Source organism: Aquimarina pacifica (assembly GCF_000520955.1).
GTDB classification, from domain to species: domain Bacteria; phylum Bacteroidota; class Bacteroidia; order Flavobacteriales; family Flavobacteriaceae; genus Aquimarina; species Aquimarina pacifica.
Genome location: NZ_JACC01000001.1, coordinates 112,375 through 133,976 on the forward strand (window position 1 = coordinate 112,375; position 21,602 = coordinate 133,976).

The 21,602-nt window shown below is 34.9% G+C and carries 7 protein-coding genes; all 7 read right to left on the reverse strand.

The features are described from left to right. Nucleotides 1–12 precede the first annotated feature (12 nt). Nucleotides 13–2,106, reverse strand: coding sequence for a fibronectin type III domain-containing protein (locus tag DZ60_RS0100450; protein WP_034228257.1), 2,094 nt, complete (start codon nt 2,104–2,106; stop codon nt 13–15). Further along, nucleotides 2,099–6,736, reverse strand: coding sequence for a hypothetical protein (locus DZ60_RS0100455; RefSeq protein WP_152537331.1), 4,638 nt, complete (start codon nt 6,734–6,736; stop codon nt 2,099–2,101). Before DZ60_RS0100455 ends, DZ60_RS0100450 begins: the two co-directional genes overlap by 8 nt. 383 nt (nt 6,737–7,119) lie before the next feature. Beyond that, nucleotides 7,120–8,361, reverse strand: coding sequence for a hypothetical protein (locus tag DZ60_RS0100460; RefSeq protein ID WP_025739521.1), 1,242 nt, complete (start codon nt 8,359–8,361; stop codon nt 7,120–7,122). After that, a complete protein-coding gene (locus tag DZ60_RS0100465; protein ID WP_025739523.1) occupies nt 8,361–13,937 on the reverse strand; it encodes a fibronectin type III domain-containing protein in 5,577 nt (1,858 codons plus the stop codon). The genes DZ60_RS0100460 and DZ60_RS0100465 overlap by 1 nt, the downstream gene beginning before the upstream one ends. Nucleotides 13,938–13,940: 3 nt before the next feature. Further along, nucleotides 13,941–16,547 carry a TonB-dependent receptor gene (locus DZ60_RS22165; protein WP_025739525.1) on the reverse strand — a complete coding sequence of 869 codons (2,607 nt, stop codon included), beginning with the start codon at nt 16,545–16,547 and terminating at the stop codon, nt 13,941–13,943. 516 nt (nt 16,548–17,063) lie between these two features. Beyond that, on the reverse strand, nt 17,064–18,875 hold the full coding sequence (locus tag DZ60_RS23880; protein ID WP_081740336.1) for a YfiR/HmsC family protein: 1,812 nt from the start codon (nt 18,873–18,875) through the stop codon (nt 17,064–17,066). Continuing rightward, nucleotides 18,872–21,592 (reverse strand): TonB-dependent receptor, encoded by a 2,721-nt coding sequence (locus DZ60_RS0100480; protein WP_025739529.1) that lies wholly within the window; start codon nt 21,590–21,592, stop codon nt 18,872–18,874. Before DZ60_RS0100480 ends, DZ60_RS23880 begins: the two co-directional genes overlap by 4 nt. Nucleotides 21,593–21,602 lie beyond the last annotated feature (10 nt).

Below are 21,602 nucleotides of genomic sequence, written 5' to 3' on the forward strand. Positions count from 1 at the left end.
CATTCATCATCTCTAATAGTTTATTTCAATTTTCTTAATTGGCGAAGAAGTACCCGAATCTAATACTGCTTTTAACAAGTAGGTATAATGGGTATTCACTTTTAAGTTGTTATCTATAAATTTTTCTTCCTGATCAGTAAATACTTTATAGAGTGTTGGTTTTTCATCTTCTTCTGCTCGATAGAGTAAAAACTCGTTAATCTCGCCCTCTTTGTATTTCCATTGTAATATTATTCTTTTCTCGTCACGATTGACAAGTCCATCGAATTTATCAATCTCAGGATTTATTGTTTGCTTTGCTGATCTAATGGTTAGCGGTGTTATGGGTTCTGATTCTAGCCCTGATTCGTCTATAGTAACTAAGGTATACAGATAGGTAATCCCAGATTGCACACTGGTATCCCTATGTTTAGTTTCTGGTATATTGATATCCGCAATAAGCGCCCAAGAGGTCTCTGCTCCTTTTTCTTTTCTATATATTAATGTCTTAGCTGCATCTACACTACTGCTGGTAATCCAAGTAAGTTCAATCACTCCATTCTCTGCATTAAAAGATTCAAACACGGGTTGTGTGGGTGGCACAACATCAGGCTTTACCAATGTTAATACTTCAGAAAAATTTGATGGATTGTATCTCTTATCAAAAGACTGTATTTTATAATATACTTTGGGGTTTAGGTTCTTAATTTTTATGGTATCTATAAACCTGTTTTGTGGGGTTGGTTTTATCGTAATTTGTGTAAACTCTTCATTCTCTAGATTTGCTCTAAACACGCGATATCCCAAAAAATCTTTTTCTGTATTCATTTGCCATTGCAGTTGAACTACACCCGTAGAATCAATTGTACCTATAAGTCCAAACGGAACTGCTGGTGGGGTGTCATCTACTGGTTGAATCATTTGAGGAAATGATTTTCTTCTACTCCCATCCTTACCAACCGCGGTAATACTAAAATAATTGATGGTGTTAAGTTGAGTAACCGTAATAGTTCTACTAGCTTTTGGGATATCTGATCGTACGGCAGTATATTTTCCGTTTACCATATCCGATCTGAATAACTCAAAATGATCGAGAGTCTCTATGCCTTCTTCAGGAAACTCCCAACTGATTACTGCACTGCGGTTATCGGGTAATAATCTGGCTTCTATAATCCCCGGATTATGTAATAAAGGAGCCTTTCCTACTCCCGAAATCACTTCTGATGTAGGGCCAACCTCTCCAAAAGGTGAGATTCCCTTAATTCTGTAATAATACGTTTTGTCATTTTGTGGTAAACTATCAATATAAAAGATACGTTCTGATGATTTTTCATCTTTATCATTAAGATTAACCAAGGGTCTATCATTAAGTTTAGCAAATGAAGTACCATCTACAGATCTCTCAATGATATAACTTGTGTATTCTCTTTTAAGCAACTTATAATTCCAACTTAATAACGCATGTTTGTCCTTAAAAATCCCAATAAACTCTTGTGGTTTAGGTAGTGGTCGATACTCTGATAATCCTGTATATACTCCTCCGAACTTTACCTTTATTCTTTCCTCTGGGATCGCGGTATAAACTCTATAAAGATACCGTTCATTAGGTTTCACATCAGTATCAACATAGGCCAATCCAGAATACTCAGCAACCTTATAATCTTGATCTGCAGCAAATAATGCAAATGAGAACCGTTGTTCTAATACCTTGGCTTTATTTATGATCTGCATTAAGGCATTTCCTCCTTCTTCCATATCAACAGCAAAATCTTCTCCATATAGTGCTTGAGCTGCAATTGCTGCATTGTCATTTCCGTCGACAAAATTTTCCCATTCCATCATAGGTTTAGGAAGTATTGGCGTTACTGTCAATCTTTTTACAATAGGTTCTTTTAGAATTTCATCTCCAATTGCAATAGTTTTTCTTTCTATTACGTACCCGTATTGATTTGCATATTTCCATGCCAATGGAGTAGTAACTCCCCATCGCAACTTAATCGCATCTTTGGTAGCTACACTGATTACTTTTACCTCTGGTTCTTCATCCCCTATTGGTTGTTGGGCATAGGCTACAGAAGAGAAGCTAATCAATATTATTAAAATTGCCTGTACTAAATATCTATTCATAAATAGGGTTATAATATTTTCTATTTTCACTTGTTCCTTCTTTGATAGCCCCTGGTAGGATGTATTTTAGTGTGGTTTTATAATTACCCTTATCCATTAATGGGAAAGGTTTTGTAATCAGTTGTTCGTACTGTATCATATGTTCCCAATTCAAATCAGAACTAATTAATTGATACCTTAAATCTTCATAATCTCTATAGTAATATAGTCCCAAATCATATCGGTAAGGAATAAAATAGTTATACTGATCTGCGGGGATATCATTTTCTAAACTTGTTAGATACCAGGATATTGGTTCTACTCCTTCTACTGGGGGTACTCCTACTTTTTCTGTGCTTCGACGTACAGAAAACTGACCTGCCAATGGATATTCTTTATACAATAATGGATATACTTTCTTTTTATAAAAATCATTATCCATCACTGCTCGTGCTACTACCAGAGGTTGGTTGCCCGAATATGCCGTTCCTGTCAATTCTGAAATATCAAAAGGTTCCATCGGTTGTATACGTGTTTTGAGCGCAACACCATATGGGTAAGGAATATGATCGTATAAATCAAATACCTTATCCGCATCTGCCATTTTTTTGGCAAAAGTGGTATATTCACTTGTACCGAAACTATAGGTTAATAGTAATCGTTCATCACCTTTTATTTCTAATCCTTCTAAAGAATTAGATTTAATCTCTACCGTATTTTCATCATTCCCTTCGTCATCAAAACTCTGTTTAGTATAGGACTCCTTAATAGAGTTACTTGTAGCTGATTCTGGGGGAATTAAACTTATTCTTATATCATAAGAGTTTTTTGTACTCATCTCTTTAGGTAAGACATATGTAATTTGCTTTTCGCCACTATTATACCCAAAGGTTTTAGACATTATTCCTCCTGTTTCTGATCCCATAATCATACTTTTAGAAAACCCAGGAGCATTATCGAAGAGGTACTTTTGTCCTCTTTTTAAAGTAATATATCCGGTTCCGTATTCATTAATAAAGAAATTTTTCTGATCCAAAACAGGATACATAAAGTCGATATTAGTCAATGGTATATTATCCGGAGCCAGACCTGTGGTAAAACTTACCTCTTTAGTTTCTAGGGCGGGCCTACCATTATCCATTATTACCTCCCATTTTCCGTTAATATATTCTTCAAAATGTAATTGAACATATGCCTTCAGGTCTGTATTCGGGGGTAATATTTCATGAGAATAAAATGATGCCAGACTATTATAAGAATTCCATTTAACTTCTCCTATGATAGGTGTTCCATTATCTAGGACTTCAAATTTATCCACAAGAACTTTATACCTATGGTCTCCTGTATCATCAGGTATTTCAAATACTTTGTTTATTTGTAAATTAAAGGATACTTGTGGTACCCCAAACACATCTACCTCGGTAGTACCATCTTTTGGGGTCATATCCCCAATCACTACGATTCCGTCTATTGGCGAACCATCAACGATTTCGCAGTAATCACCCAACTCTATTTTAAATCTAAAACTTCCTTTAATAAGGCCACCTAAAACACTATACCTTCCTTTAAGATACCCTCTCAGCCATACTGGATTTGGTAACCTTGCTTGTAGTAATACAGCTGCTCCTCCACTAAAAATAGTAACTTTCTTTTTCTTACCAAATAGCCTAAACTTAACGCCCATTTTTCCTTGAAAATAGCCATAGGCTTGCCCATTAGCATACCAGCCATCTAATCCCACAGGACCTGATGACCCTTTACAATGGGCTTCTCCGTAATCCTTGACCATAATATCAAAACCAATACCCGAACGGAAACTTGCGTAATACATTAAGAATTTGAGGTCTGAGGACATCTCAAAATGAGAACCAAAGGCAAATCCTCTTCCTGATTCGAGCATATTAAGATCTCGGGTATAATCTAACTCAGATACATCTACCCCCAATAGTTCTGCAACAATTGGTGGTGGTGGTGGACTGCCTGGGATATCATCACCAAGCATGAAATAACTTTTGGTTGTCATTTTCAGGATTCCTATATCCATAATAACCCCTGTTGGATCTTCTGGTGTTCCTATAAGAATATGCCAGGTATCTGGACCCACGTAAAAATCTAACCATCCCGCTCGTCCGTTGGGCCCTACTCCTTTGAGGATTCCGAAATTGATATATAATTCTGATGTTGCATGAAAGACATCATTGACAAAATCAAACTTGATCATAACGTTGGCTGACATGGCTCCTGTTGGTGCATATGCTGGTAAACTTGTTCCACTAGCCAGATGTCCTAATTTTTCGCCTAACATTTCATAAAAATTCCCAGGTAGACTTGCTATTAACTCTCCCTCTCCTTTAAAATAAATTTCTTGTAATCCTCCAGAGGTTAGGAAAGAAATCCCGAACTCTAAAGAGCCATGAAACAGACTTTCTGAGCTTTGCGTAATAATCCCAACAGATGCCTTGAACCCAAAACCATTTTCTTTTGAAGGTTCATAGATTACACCAGAAACGGAAGCTCCAATTTCCATATAGGCTGCATCTTCCTGATAGGTTACTCCGGCCATTTTCATACGATTAAAAAAACCACCTCCAAATGAATTAATGGCAAATCCTGTAAAAATAGGAATTCCTTGTGGTAAGGTAACTTGCGCATCTGCAAACCAATATCTAAACTCGTCTGTTCGCCCAAAAAGTGCTTTTGCCTCTACCTCTAGTTTCATCCCAGTACTAAACTTAGCACCTACAGCTCCTGCAAAACCTTTTCCGTAAGTGGGGTCATCATCAAATATAAATACGGCCCCTTTGAGCTCCATACCGGCAACCTCCATCTGTACGAAGACGCGCTCTAAGTCTATACCATCATACTCCCACTTATCTCGACCATTATGATCTACCTGAATAGCTTTGATCGCCAACTTAGCTCCTCCTCCATTACCTCCATCACTCTCTGATGTAAGGTTGATATTAAAATCAAAAACTAACTCTGCTTTACCATCAGATGGTGTTCTAAGACCAAGTTCATTAAGAGAAATCGGGAAACCTGCAATACTCATCGATCCACGATATCCAAAATATGTGACCGAGAGTTTAGGTGATTCTGTTTGTAAGAGCATATTCTCAAACACAATGCCTTTAAAATCTACCGTATTGTCACCAGATCCAGAATCTTTACCTAATCCTGACTCTATTCCTACAGAACCATGAAGATTAGCTTTAGGTCTGAATTTATCGTCCTTTATTTTCATTTCTATATAGGAATCCTTGGTCAGGGTAACCTTAGCATTCCATAAATCAAAATCAATTTCGTCTGTGCTCGCAACTCTAAAACTATATTCATCAGGTTGTATAATTGCATTATACTTTAATCGATCTACTGATGAAACAGGAAGAAGAAATTCTCCGCTAAACTCTCCAGCTTTAAGGCTGTTTGTTTCTATTTCTAACTTAAAATATTCTAGTGAAAATTGCCATTTTGAGGCAGAGCCTTCGTCTATCGTTAGTATATTTTCTCCTGTAAACTTACCACTTACTCCTTGACTATCAATAATCATATCGGTGGCCCCAAAAGTAACTCGATTCTCAGATCCTCTTTTGGCAAAAGCTTTTGGCAATACAACTTCAAGGGATTGAATATACACCCCCCTCCAAAGCTCGGGAGCTTCATTATAATATGTAGTAAGATAGTCTGATGGTGTTTGCGGATCATTACGTAAATCACTAAAATCAAATATTGCTGTATTTAGTCTGAAGGTTGTTCCTTCTACTCCTTTGATCCCAAATTCTGGTAAAGAAATATTAATAAGCATATCATTCCAGTCACTAGCCACTACTTTAAAACTGCTTTCTACATACCCAAGAGTTTCTTTACCATCTTCATCTACTGGGTATATCAATCCATTACTGAATTGAATATTGGCATCTATTCCTAATTCTTTGAACCCCGAACAATCGATGGTAGCATACGTTCCTGTTTTTTCGAACCCTCCGTTAAGAGTCAAAAGAACTGACCCATTATTAAAATTAACGGTAAACTGAGAAATAAGATTAAGTTTTGCATCGCCAACAATTCCCCCTTCATGAGATAGTTTGATATCATCGGCTCCTAGAATAAGAACCCCACGGGCCGTTTCTATTTTGAGAAAAATAGTAAGTTCTGTATACTGCGGTTTGAAAACCGCTTTAGCGATTCCTACTGTATATTTAACATTACTAATTTCTATAGGGTTGATTGCGACGGGTAATTCGCCTAAACTTTCGTCCTTTAACTCATCTATATAATTTTTGGTTTCCTCTATTTTACTAAAAACATCTTTGGCCATTTCGAGCCACTTATTGTTCTCAATAGAATCGGCTGTATTAAAATTGAAACCAGTCTTCTGATGAAATTTTTCGGGTTGTTTATCGCTTATCGGTGTATCAAATCGTTCTAAAGACTTAAAATTACGAAATGCCTTTACTGCTATACTAGAACTAACTTCTTTGGTTATTGAATGAGAAACATTATCGATGCTACTATCTTTGGCAGAAGTTACCTTGTCACTTGTTATTTCTTTTTCTATTTCGGATTCTATGAAAGGAATATTTTTTGACAACACACTTGTTGTGCATACATAAAAACATAGAAACATTAAGACATGTATCGATTTATTCATAGGCTTGGGGCGAAATCAACAGAACAAAAAACGTAAAATATTCCCTTTATGAGTTTCTAATCATAGAGTAACTTCTCTGTACAACTTGATTCCTAATTACTTAATTCTTTAATACAGTGCAATTTTATGACTTTTCATCCAAAAAAAAATCACCGTTTTCAGTGATTTTTATTCTAATTCCCAGAAAGTTAAATAACCAAACACGCGATCTTTCCTCTTAATCATTAAGCCCACAAAGTATTTGGATTGGTTTATAGAGTTTAACAAAAGTCTATTTTGAGACTAGTTTAAACTCAACTAAACCAGGCATATCGTTTTAGATCTATTAATTATTGGAGCAGATTTACGCACAACTTAATCAAGGCCCGTTAATTAAAACAGAGCTACTGTTTAGAATTTTCGACCAATTTTGAAATAGTATTTCTAACATGCTCATTTCTTGTATCTAAGAGGCCCCGCGAAGGTCTACTTTCTTTGGACACAAACATATCTAGCATTACAATTGGTCGGTCAGGATCGTTAGTTAACATAAAATCTCCTAGATTGGTCTCATGTAAAAAATCACCATTATCGGTTAACTTTTTCTCAATATCATCAATTGCCTTAAGATGAACATCTGTTACCTGGATAGACAATGGTTCATTTCGGGACATTGAGCTGTTAAGGCTAAATAAATCTTTCCCCTCTATTTTTTCCATTGCTACCGCCTCGCGCCATACTCCATTATCATCTTGTACTCTAACCCTTCCATATAACTTAGCTCCACCATAAGGTTCCAACCCTTTAAGCACTAACTCCATTTCTTCAACTACATCATAATCAGTTGCACTATCAAACTTAAAAATGGCAGAATTCCCTTCATAATTACCTGTAAAAATTCTTCCCAAACCTCCACTTCCACTCGTGATTTCTGTAGCCGTAACACTTGGTAGCTTCATTACCTTCTCAACCTCACTCAATGCTGCTTTAAAACTTTTATCATCAACAATTTTGGAAGCAGCTCTATTGACAATTAATGTTTGTAGGTACTCTATTATGGACGAATTCGAAGAACTTCCTAAAACAAATATATCCTCTCCACCTCTTAATACAATATTAGAAAGAGAACGCACTTCATTTATTTTAAGAATTTCACTTTTTATTGCATCGGACAAATGTGAATCCTTTACAAAATCATGCATTTTGCTCACAAATAATTCATCAGTCCAGTCCTCTTCATAATACTTTTCATTAATTAATCGAGCTTCTAAATATAATTTTTTATTGGTATCAGCTCCCAAAGCAATTGTTCTCCAACTCGTATATCCACCGGATATTTCTATCTCAGTAATAATGTCATTAGATCCCTTTTCTGAACGCTTAGCATATTCTGATACTTCTTTTAGATTATCCACATCTAATCTATTTGCACTTTGATCCGCCTTATACAAGATTCGCCAAGCATCATAGGCATTTTCCATATTGTCCTCAAAATGCTTCACCACATCATCAGAACCTGCTATCAATTCATTTTTGATGGTATCCCATAAACATTGGTCACCTTGAGCTTCGATTCCTTGAAACCCAAAAATCAAAACAATCAGGATCATTACTCTTTTACTATATGTTTTCATTATTGTTTCCATTATTTACAGTTTGGTCTGTTTATTTTAATATTTTCTAAAATGGTATTCACTCGCAGGTGTCGTGCTCCATTATCCGTAGTTCCGGTATTTCTAAAGCCATACGTATTTCCATTCTTAAGAAGTACACCCTCTCCTCTATAATCAGTTACTACTTCATAGTTAGGCACATCTGCCTCGTCTATGAAATTCTTTTTTTGAAAATTTCCATCAATATATCTTCCTATTTCAGTACTATTACCTCCTGTTAGACCAGGATCTAACCTAACGATAACCTCCCCATTCTTGATCCCACTAAACTGAACCGGAATAGAAGAAGGAAACAAATTATCAACCACTTTAAGACCATCAATTAGTTTTTGCTTACTGGCGGGACTACCATCAACCATTAATCTGGTTAATCCTTCAAAACCAGTATTTCCTTCATACTCGAATCTTCTACTCACCTGTGCAAGCACTTCGATATTCCCTGGGACCTTACTAATTATAGGGAAGGTCCGAAGTAGCTCCGTAGCTCTCTCAAAACGAGTTCTGACTCTTTCTACTTGTACTTTTAATTCAGGTGTTATATTTGGAGATGTATCTACTTTACCTGTCACATACCCCATCGCAGTATTGGCTTTTGGATCATTGGCAATGGCTAATACTAACTCATCAGGAAGCTCATCAGTTTCTCTTACCAACCCAATAGGATCAGGCATTGGAGAATTAGGAACTGCATTGTCTATATCATCTAATGAATAATCCCTGACAGGTAAATTATTAGGTGACCTTAATAACGACTGCGCACTAAAACTTAGAAAAGATTGTACAATCGTAAAATTGCTTAAGTTCTGATATAGTTCTCCATTTTCTGAAGCAAAATCAGTATCACTAGTTGCTGTGGTTGCAATACTTAATAAATCTACCGCCATATCAAAAGCAACAGCAGCTTTGTGTATTTTAGACCCTGCAGTTAGTAAAGCTCCTGGTCCCGTTGCCAAACTTAATACATCAACAGCTGTAATAATACTCGCTGCGGTTGTTTGATTTGACGCAGAAATATCTGCGTACATTAGTAAAATTGCAGGTACAGGTAAATTGATCTGAGATTCGGTTTTACCAAAACCTTGTAATACATCTAGATTCGATTTATTATGAAAATACACCAAATCAAAAGGACGTAATGGATCTGACATAAACTCTCCTTTTTCTCTTACTAAGAAATGAGGAACCAAACCTTGTGTTTCATTTTGAGTTGCCTGAAACTTTCCTGTAGCACTATCATAATCAGTGTCTATAGAAAAATAGGTCGTTTTCTCTTTAAACCAGTCCCAATTATTAATTGCCCCTTGTGTCATTATCAAAGCAGAGGTATTAACTGCTCTTACTGCTATATTCTGATATTCTAAAACAAAGGATCTTCGATATAAATTATTTTCAAATGATGTTTTTCTATCCTCATGCAATTCTGTAGCCTTCATAAACAGTTTTGAAAAACCGACGATTAAACGTGCACGTTCATTATCTCCCGAAAGAAACCCTAGAAGTTTATCATCTACTTTAGTAAAAATTTGATAATAAAGAATTTCCTCCTTATAATTCGTATGACCACCTTGTCCTGTAAAAGATTTCTTATAGTAATTAACATCTTCTAACCCTAAAATTATGGTAGCCGCCTCTGAAGGGTTAGCATCTTCGATTAATCTAATTATAGCCGTCTCTCTATTATTAGACTCATCAGACCCCTCAAAAATTCCCTCATATGCCATTCTGGATAAGATCCTTACAACATCTTCTCCGCTAAGGCTATATATATCTGCTGTGGTGGCAAAGTTAATAGCTCGAATAAGATTCTCTATATCTACAGTGTCGACATAATCAATATCCTCTTTAATTGATGCTATAATCTCCTCTGTCTGAATGGCTTCTTCTTGAATTCCCTGTTCAATAAATAGAATAAATTCTTTAAGGAAGTCTATTTGAGTATTTGGTAAGTCACTCTCTACATACTTATCTTTTAGTTTGCACAGAACAATACGTTCATTGCCAACCCACTGATCTTTACAATCCAAGTATTTATCGGACAGCCAATTTAGAAATCTCCGCTCTGACCATTCCCAATACTCACCGTTTATCAAACTTGTTTTGGACCACTTACCATAATGATCCGTAGTCACATAGTCTATATATGTAGGAAAAGCCGCTCTTAATTCTGCAATCTTGGTTCTAATAAAAATATCATTGAAATTACCTAATACATGCCCTGTCTTAGACCATTTTATGATATCATTAGTAACAATATGTGTATCAGACCCTAACTGCGCATACCCATCTAGTTTTTTAGAAAGTACACTTCCGTTAAAACTAGGAACCGGAAAGTGCACCACATCTTTTAATTCACTAGTACCTCCTTCATAAAAATTTACGGTTCCTGTATCAAATCGGGTAGTCTTCATAAGTTGATAACTATCTTCATGATTTGTTAAAAAGATGCATTCTACACTGTAAAAATCAAAATCCCCATTATTGTTTTCATAGGCCACGGGTCCATTTGCTGTTTCTGCATAATACCCTAATAATGTAGCTGTATCACCGCTAAACTGCACCTTAGCGTTATAGGCTAGATCTCCTATTTTAAAACTCTTTAGAGTTCCGGGTGTAAATTTGATAAATTCTTGTATTTCTCCTTGAATCGACTCTCCATAATACCCATAATAAAACTCGACATTCTCTACATTATTAGGTAACACTATTGCTTCTGCTGATGGTGTCAAAAAAGTAAATGAATCATCATATGCTGAGGTGTTGCTTCTGTTTTCTCCAAATTTATAATCCCTAAAATATGAACCGATTACCACACTTGCTCCTTCTTCATCATCTTGAAACCAATACAACTGTAATCCCGGAGCATGAATTTTTTTCCAATCCATATGGTTGAGCGTAGTTCCTCCGTTATAATCCATCAAGAAATCAGTACTTCCTTTTGGTGTTCCATATTTTTTAAATGGATGCTCTAACCCAAATACACCATGACCAATCTCATGAGCAATAGTTCTTGCCTGATTCGTAGATTTCTGAAAAACAAATCCATATTGTTTTTTGAGTGGCATAAAGCCATCAATATCTTCACCGTTATTACTATCTGTAGCTTTTAGATCTGTAAGGAAGAGGTAATAATTGTTGTCGCTATAGGTACGTTGTGTCTTAAAATATGCTATTATCGCTTTTTCTTCTGCCGAATATGTACTTAGCAGACCACTATCTCCTGCATTAAGGGTTTGATCTGCGGTTTCTACATCCCAAACACTTTCTGGAACCTGTAACCTACTAGCTAGACTGATATTAAAATTGACTCCAGATTTTCTATAGACTTCATTAATATTTCCTTTGAGATTTGCCTCAATACTAACATCGTTAATAGGTACAATAACCAAATTAATATTTGAAAGCTCAGAACTCCCCATATGCACTAGGTTGAATGCTCCTGCAACTGCATATTTATCTTCACCCTTTAGTTTTACCGAGGCAACTATTTGCTCTATGAGATAATCCGATTTTTTGGTGAGTTTAAGAGTAGCTGTATTACCATTCCATGTTGCTGGGACCTCAGCACCATTTTTTGTTTTGAAGATAATATCATCTGTAGATAAACTGGCATCAGAAAAAGCAGCCTCGGCTGTTATAGTATCCTCTCCATTGGTATCTGACACTGCCTTAAATGGCACATTATATATACCATCATCTGGCATCGTAAGAGTTATATATTCTGCTCCTAGCTGATTTTTTACTGTATCCGGTAAAACATCGTAACTATAAAATCCAGATGCTTCAAAATTTACACGTACTCCTGTGGCAGAAATTTCTGCAATCTCACCATTTTCTAATCCTATAGTAGTATCCTCAGTAACTGCTCCTCCTTCTGCTACCTGTCCTTGGGTAATCGAGCCATCGCTTCCTATTTCCCACACTTTGTCATCTTCATCTTTTATGATTACATTATTACCTCCAGGAACAATAGCTTCTTCTCCATTCGTACCAGTAATTACAAAGGCTCCATTTTCATTAACTTCTATACTTTCTATTACAAAATCAACTTCTGCAATCGAGGATTCTCCATCACTTCCGTATATTATATCCACCACATCGATATCTACATCAACTGTCATTTCTTCTCCTTCTCCAAATTTCTCATCATACATGGTAACAATCTCTCCTTCGGCTAATTGTTTGTCTGTATTGATTAAAACATTAGAATACGTGACTCCGAATCTGGCTCTCTTTAGATATGGTATTCCTACGTATCCGGTTCCTGTAATTCTTCCATCTGACTGACTGGTAATCTCAGTGAGTGTAATAATAAAGCTTCCTGCTCGGATGCGATCTCCTACAGATAAGCCTGGATGGGGATTACGATTGGAAATAGCAATCGCATCGGGTGTGATGCCACAATTATAATCTGCTTCCTCATCTTGTGTTACTTCGGTAGTTACTTCTTGTACTTCTGAGAATGCTCCATACTGATATTTACACTTGGCTTTTACCTTATATTCATACGTCGTACCTGGCTTGAGATCCCAGATAGTGGTCCAACCACTATTAGTAATTTCGGTAAACCAATTTGCATCAGGATTATTAGCCTCCCTATAGGCTATAGTATATTCTGTATATGTGGTAGGGTCTTCGTCCCAGAATACATTGATCTTGGAAATTCCTTTGGGTTCAGCATATACATTCGGAAGTAGAACACAAGAAGAGGTTCTAGAAAACCAAAACACTTCACTTTTTCCCTCATTTCTAAAAAGCCCAATCTCTTCTGCTCCCTGCAAGGCTTTAGCACGCACTTGCCATGCATACCTTTTTTCTGGCAATAATAAAGGTTGCGTGGGACCATATACAAAAGAGGTTCCTCTGGTGGTAGTCTGAAAAACTGGTGGTAATGATAAAAACGCCGTTTGTGGATCTACAAAATCATCCCAGATTTCTACTATACTTAGTTCATATTCGACATTACTAACGTTAATATGACGGGGCGTCCATTGAAAAACAATATTTTCAACATCTGTAGGCTCTATATTACTCCCATCAAAAGGCAGATTAAGTATTGGGGGATCATTCTTAAAAATATAGGTATTTGCACAGGTCTTTGATGATAACCGATTACCTGTAGAAAAATCAAATACTTCAAAACAAAACTGATAACTTCCTTCGGGGATTGTACTAGCGTAATTACTCGAATTAATCCCTTGTATATTCTGAAACTCAAAATAAGGTGCTAAGTCTACATTAGTTAATGTTAACGGAATTCCTCCTTCGATAAATAATGAAGGCGCTCCAACAACAACATCTCTACTTTCGAAAGCAATCCCATTCCCCTCAAAATATATTTTAAGTCTAATTTGCTCATTAATGATCGTAATATCACTAAGTAGTAATTGTACTCGAAGTGGACTATTAATAGTAGTACCGTCTGCATAATTATAAAAATTTACAGGCGCCGGTGAATTGACCTGAGGAACAACTGTAATAGGAAATCGTTGCGCCACAGCCTGACTAGCGCAGGATAGCGCAACCAATAGTATAAGTATAAGCTTTTTCATAGGTTAGTGCTTTTCTATGTATTTTAAATGAAATTTATCTGGGTCTGTATAATTAAGGGACTTTTTTAAGTAAAAATCAATAATCTGAGAGATCATATAATATTCAATTTTTTGATCATCTTCTCCTTTGTCCTTCATTCGAAAGATATTTTCTTTCTCGTTCTCCATAAACTCTTTAAGAAATTTATCCGGATTTTTTACCTTCTCTATACTATTATAACTTTGTATAATCGGAAGCGTCCATCGATGACCAATCAATCGAGCTAATGCTGTCTCTGAATTTTTTTGTTTCTCTAGGTATCTTGTTTTCAATTCTGGATGTACTTTCTTAATATCCTCTGCGGACTTATTGTGCAATACATGATTGTCTACCGCGACTTTGGCTTTTACAAATGCTTTCTCGAATGCATAATCTAGGCGCTGCATATCTCTTCTTAGTTCCTGTAGCATTTTATAAATTAGCTCATGATATCCTGCCAAAAAGTCTTCATAGCTATATAATTCCTTGAGGTAATCAATTGCCTTAGGTTTATATTTATTTTCATTTTTTTCATCTGCAACAATACTTCGTAGCATTGTTAATTCTCCTTTTTTGTAGCCAGGAATATGATTAAAATGTGGATGATTTTGTAGGTTTTCTAATTGACTATTAATCTCTGCTAAAGTTCCAGAATAAAGAGAATCTCTATACTTGAACTGAATTATTTCATCTCCTTTGGTAGGTTTTTCTTTCTTTTCTTGGACTTTTTCTTCTTTTTCTTTTTTCTTTTTATCTCTTTTAGGCAGATTAAATTTTGGTTTAAATTTGTCGAGAATATAATTATATCCAAAAGTTACTGTGAGATCTTGACTCTCTGTAGTTGCATTTCTAAATTGAGATAACACATTCATATTAAAATTGTGTTTTTTCTTATACACATAGGTACTTCCTAACCGAATATTGGTCACTTCTCCCTGTTTCTCTCCGTTATTTCTACTCTCGTTATAGCTTACGGATCCAGTGGTACGCAACGTTTTATCAAAAAATTGTTTATTCAGAGACAGTATAGGTCCAAATGTTATACTATTATCAATACCAATGGTATTGTAGGTAGCATTCACCGCTGCTGAAACATTAAGGTTATTAATAGGATATCCTAATGTATAGGTCATACTGCCATTATAGAAATTCGAATTTCCATTATCAACGGTAATCCCTCCTTGTTTGTTTATTGCATTTTGATAAGAAAGTGCGATATTTAGATTTCGCTTTTTGGTTTCGGTATCCTTTAGAATATAATTGGCATTAAGATTAGCATTCTGTGAAATCTGCTGAAAATCTAATGTATCAAGGTTATCGATTTCTGAAACTTCATTAATATAATCGAACTGATTCTTAATATTGGTATATGATTGAAAATTAGAATATCCTCCAGTAAGATTTAGTTTTTCTGAAGCACTATATGTAATATTAACAGCACTTACTATTCGCTGCAATTGTGTTCCTTTAGAATTATCAAGATCATCTCTTTGTATCCCCCCATTAAAAGAAAGATTTACTTTATTTTCGAATAAATTTTGAGTTGCATTAAGTGTAATATTTTCAAGGTCATTATTAAAAAAATAAGCCCCCAATGTTCTGTAATCGGGATCTATATATTCGTATCCTACACCTACAGTTCCTTGTCCCAAAGGATATGAGAAATTAGCATTATATGCTTTATAATGCTTAGTTGAAGCATTATTATCTAGTAAAACCGAAAAAACAGGAGCATTTTCTTCTTGTCCTATAACAGTTATATCTTCTGTAATGGTTGATGAAGCTACTTCTACCTTAATCTCTCCTTTATCAAAAAGTTTTACACTCCCATCAAGACTAACCACAGCATTTTCTTTGGGTTGTAATTCGAGTTCTAAAGGAACTGAGGTTTCTAAGGAATTTTTATCATCAGAAGCTTTAAAGAAGATAGTTCCTATTGAGAATTTTTCTGATGTATATGTTGCTTTCAAACCATATCCGGTTCTCCTATATGCAGGTTGGTTTTGCTGATTATCAGCCACATACTCTGACTCCTTTAACAATCGCCCGTACATAGCACTAATCTTAACCGGCCCCTCTGGCGTAAGATCTACACCCACACCTGTAAATTGATGTCCCGCAAGCGTGTATGGCGAAAATGTCATGTTTACATCTCCTATATGTGTTGTTACCCACTTATATGATGGATGAATACTTAACCTATTAAATGAAAATGGATTACTATTCTGAAATTTCTGATTAGAATACGAAAATGAAAAAGGAATATTATAGACAGCGCTAATGTTTAGATTCACATTACCCGTAAGAAAATAAGTAAATGGTTCTCTATTTGATTGTCCTTCATAAAAAATTGCATTCGCTGCCACACCTCCTGTTAGTTTAAATAATTTTGCCTTGCCTATTTGACCAAGATCCTGAGAAAATGTAATTGTGGGTAGGCTACATAAAAAAATGCACAATAGTGGTTTTAGAACCAAAAAATGACATTTCTCTATTACATACCCGAAAAAATTATCCCTCTTTGAAATACTATCCAAAAACCCCAAATCCTTTAAATTAAAACCACCTCTTCCTAATATATCATGCAACATCTAATCAAAAATTTGATATATATATCCCAATTCTTAAATAACTTAATACTACAGTATGAAATTTATTTATTGGCCCAAAATTACCCTAAAATGCAATATAAAAACTCACGGTTTTCAGTGGTTTTACTTCCTTGAATAGTACTGTTACTTTTTCTTTAAAGTTTCAATAACAATAAAATATGATGTTATATCAGAGGGAAAGGAACATAATTCTTGGTATTTTAAAAACTTAAATCAAGTGTCAAAATTTGGCATCCATTAAATTTTTTGAATACTCTAAAAACTAAACATGAGATAAGATATTGAGAAATCTATTTCGCAATGAAAATATTAGAAACGTTGGGGTTAAACACATCTTTACAAGAGCAATGTGACATCCTAACATATGTGCTTCTTAACTCAAAAATATTGATGGTTGATACTAAGCAGTACTCTCAGAAATAAAAAGGGTACTGACTAAGGTGGGTTAAAAAAGAAAGACCTAATTTAATGCATTAGGGAAGTAATCAAACAAATCTAAATAGGAATGGTAAAATAAAAAGTAGTTCCTTTGCCCTCTTCTGACTCTAACCATATAGTTCCGCCATGAGATTCTACGATTTTCTTACAATGTGCTAATCCGATACCAGTACCTTCATATTCTTCTCGAGAATGAAGTCGTTGAAAAATAGCAAATATTCGATCTTGATGTTTTTGAGGTATACCGATCCCATTATCTTGTACAGAAAATTCCCAAAAACCTTGTGTCGTGCTACCTTCAATATAGTTTTTAGCACACGAAACCTGAATTTCGGGGATAGTATCGATATCTCTAAACTTAATACCATTGCTTATTAAATTTTGAAATAACAAGCGAAGTTCTATTTCAGATCCATTTACAATAGGTAATGGGTTTACGTTAATGGTTGCTCCTGTTTTTTTGATTACATTGTTTAGATCTTCAATTAATTCTTTGATGACCGTGTTACAATTGGTTCTACTATATTCTTTTTCTCTTCCTAAACGAGAATACTCTAGTAAAGCATTAATTAATTTTCTCATTCGAGCACTAGCATCAGTTATAAATTTCATGCTTTCTCTTCCTAAATCATCAAAGGTTTCTCCATAATTCTCAGAAATTAAACCAATAAAACTAGAAATTGTATTAAGAGGTTCCTGAAGATCATGACTTGCGATGTACGCAAAGTGCTCCAACTCTTTATTTTTTGACTCTAAAGCCAAGGATTGTTCTTGGATAGCCTGATTCTTTTTTTCTAACTCCTTGCTTAATTTTTTCTTGTTTAAAAAACCTTTGTAAATAAGAATACTAGTTAATAAAATAAAAAACACCAAAATGCCAAGTAGTATATTTATCTTTTTCTGGGCATTAATTTCAGAGGTTTTTTGAGCCAAAACTTCTTTCTGCTCCAGAATTTTAATTGATTGATTTTTTAAAATTAAATCTCTAGTTTTAATCTCTAAATTACTTTCTGATATTTTTTTATCCTGATCTTTTAGTAATTCTATTTGTTCCTGAATACTATTCTCAAGGGCTTTTTCTATTTCAACTTTTTCTTCATACTTCTTTTGTTGTATTTCGTTGATTGTATAGAGTGTATTGATTTTATTATCATACCCAAGAATTTCTTCTTCCTTGGCATCGATTGCCAATTCCTGATCAAATATTTTTCTTTTTTGATCTTCTATTTTGTGTTCACTTATTGTTTTGTCTTCTTTTACTTTTTCTAATATTTTTTCTGTTTTTTGGTACAATTGTTTCCATTTTTCTGAAGAAGTAATAGCATTGGATCTTAATGTAGGTAAAGTTGTAAAACCTTCTTTTTCAATTCTCCGTAGATTAACCTCATATTCGAATGAATTACCAACATTTATAATATTAACCATAGAGGTATTAAAATTATAATCTTCACTTACTAGCAATATATTCTTTGTAGCTATCTTGCTAAGTATATAATGCATATCAAAATTGAATTTCTTGTTTACATATAATAGCTGTATGTTTTTTACATCCTTGACATAATCAAAACGCAATACTTCAACAGATTTACCTTGTATTTTGCGTTTTTCTGCCATTGCTCTTAGATTCGATACTACTGGATCGGCACCCAAAACTCCTATTTTAAAACTTTGAGTCGTACCCATATTAGGCCAATTAACTTGTTGAGCTAAGTTAAAAATGACTATCGATCTTTGTAGTCCCTTGATCTTTTCTGTGGTGGCATTCTGAGTATATCCTTGCGTCCAAAACACAATGGATAATGAAACTAAAAGTAAACTTCTAAACCGATTCTTAAAATATGGTGATATGTGACACAACCATGAAATCATAAGTTCAATGAAACTCTAAAGAAATAATTAGCGCCTAGTACATTAAACTGCTGTACCCTTCTACTATACACAAAATTACCTTCTACAGTATTTGCAGAATGCGTATGTTTGTCTGGATATACGTCAAAAATATTATTTCCTCCTAAAGAGCATTTAACGTAATCATTTATATTATAAGATAGTATCATATCTGTGACCAATTTCGGTGAAAATGTCTGATCTCTGGTTTCTACAAGTCCTGTAAACTCATTTAGTAACCAATCACTAGGATCACTGTCATCAGGGTGAACAAATTTAACTTCTCCAAAAAGTGTATTGACCATTTGCACTTTTAGCTTATTATACTCATAAGAAAGTGAAGAATTGACCTTATAGTTGGGCTGTGCATTTTCTACTCTCGCAATTTCTTCTCTATTAAAGATTACCTCTTCTTGACCAAGAAGATTACTAGGAACTTTTATTGCACCTACAACACTTGTTTTGTTTGCATTTGCACCCAGTGAAGCTATAAATTCTCCTTCATAAATATTTTTTTTAAAGAATAGCTCAACATCAATTCCAGAACTTTCGGAATCTATAGCATTGGTAAAAAATTGAGCTGCCCCCACATTATAAGGAGCTAACACATCTTCATATCCTTCTTCGAATCTTCCTGAAAGTACAATTCTATCCTCTATTTTAATTAAATAGTAATCAAAATTAAAGGTAAAATTATCGTTGAACTTCCCACTTACCCCTGTACTAAAATGGCTGGACAATTCTGGTTTTAGATTTGCTATATTAAAAGCTTCTGTCGTTACTGCACTTTCGTTATTAAACGTCCCAACCTCTACACTTTCTCCGTCTATAAATTGTGTACTTATATTCTGAAAGAAAACCTGATGAAGAGATGGGGCTCTAAACCCTGTCGAAAACCCCGATCGAATTGTAATTTTATCATTGACTCTATATCTTCCAGATAATTTATAAACTCCCTGTCCTCCATAATCATTATAAGCTTCATATCGAGCTGCACCTCTAAGAAGTAATTTATCCGTAAGGTTTGCTTCTATATCAATGTACCCAGAACTATTTGTTCTAAATCTACTTAGTTCATTATCGGGCTGAAAACCAGGAAAAACTTGTGATCCAATTGCGCGAGAGGTTTCAACGCCCAAATCATTTATATACGTGCTGCCACCATCCATATAAGAAGCTTCTTCTCCCGCAATAATTTGATAATTTTCTACCCTTAATTCAGTACCAAAAGCAATATTAACACCACTATACCAGTCAAAATTTCTAGATACATCAAGATTTGTAGTATTTTGTTGATACCCAAACCCTCCTGCATAAAAAGTTCTTGGTGACACCTCTCCCAAAGAGGCATTATTCGAATTATTTACCGTATAATCTAACCTATTTACTCCTATAGAATGGCTAAAATCAATATTCCAATTGTTTTTTATTCCCTTTACACCTCCTGTAACAGCGTCGTCTTGAATATCTGTCAATATTTCTGGAGAAAAACCGTCAGGAAATAACTCTAAAACGACTCTATCCTCATTCTTCGGAAATCTGTAAAACCCCTTAGAAGTTCCTTCTCTATAGTTTCTTCCTCCATGTAAATAGAATGTTGAGTACTCTGATATTTTTATTGCACTATTAAAGGATAGCGCTAAATTATGAGTCTCTGATCTGCCTATTTCCATTACTCTATTCTGAGAATACCCTGTTTGTTCATAAAAATTATTGGACTCAATTAACTCTTGGTCTTCTGATGATTCATCAGAATATACCGTGCCAGTATACGCTCCTGCCCTATTAATAGACTCTCTTGTTCTATATTCAGCAGTCACATTAATATATCCTTCATCTCCTATATTAAGCCCAAAATTCGTGCCTGAGTACATAGTAAATCCATCTCCTTGAGTTGTTATACCTGCCCTGTTTTCTATCTGTATAAACTCGACTTGTTTTTTAAGTACAATATTAATTACTCCTGCAATTGCATCAGAACCATATTGTGATGTAGCCCCATCTCGCAATATTTCTATCCTTTCTATAGACGCTACAGGAATTGCATTAAAATCTGTTCCTACAGACCCCCTCCCTACAGTGCCATTGACGTTTAGTAAAGAACTCGTATGCCTCCTCTTGCCGTTGATCAAAACTAATACCTGATCCGGACCTAACCCTCTTAGGGTAGCAGGATCTATATGATCTGTTCCGTCTGCTATTGTTTGGCGTGCAGAATAAAAAGAAGGTACCAAATAATGAAGTATTTGACTTAACTCAATTTGAGATGAATTTGTAAGATGTTGCGGAGAAATAATATCTACAGCTGCAGTACTTTTGAGAGCTGATTTTGGTTTTGACCTGGACCCTAATGTAACCGGTTGATCTATAGAAAACCCTGTACTTAAAACAAAATCTACCTTTAGCGTATCTCCTGCTTTTACTACAACTGTTTTGGATTGAGAAGTATACATTACAAAATTAGAAGTAATCACATATTCTCCTTCATCTATATCAAAAGAATATGAACCATTAACATCTGTAGTGGTTAATTTTTCGGTTCCCTCAATTCTTACTTCTGCCCCTGGTAAATTACCAAATTGGTCCGAAACAGTTCCATGAATATAAGCACCTGATTGCGAAAAAACATGAGCAATTAAGTAAAAGTAAAATACTGAGGTTACAAATAACCTCTTCTTTATCAATCTAATTTGAAACATTGTTTCTAAA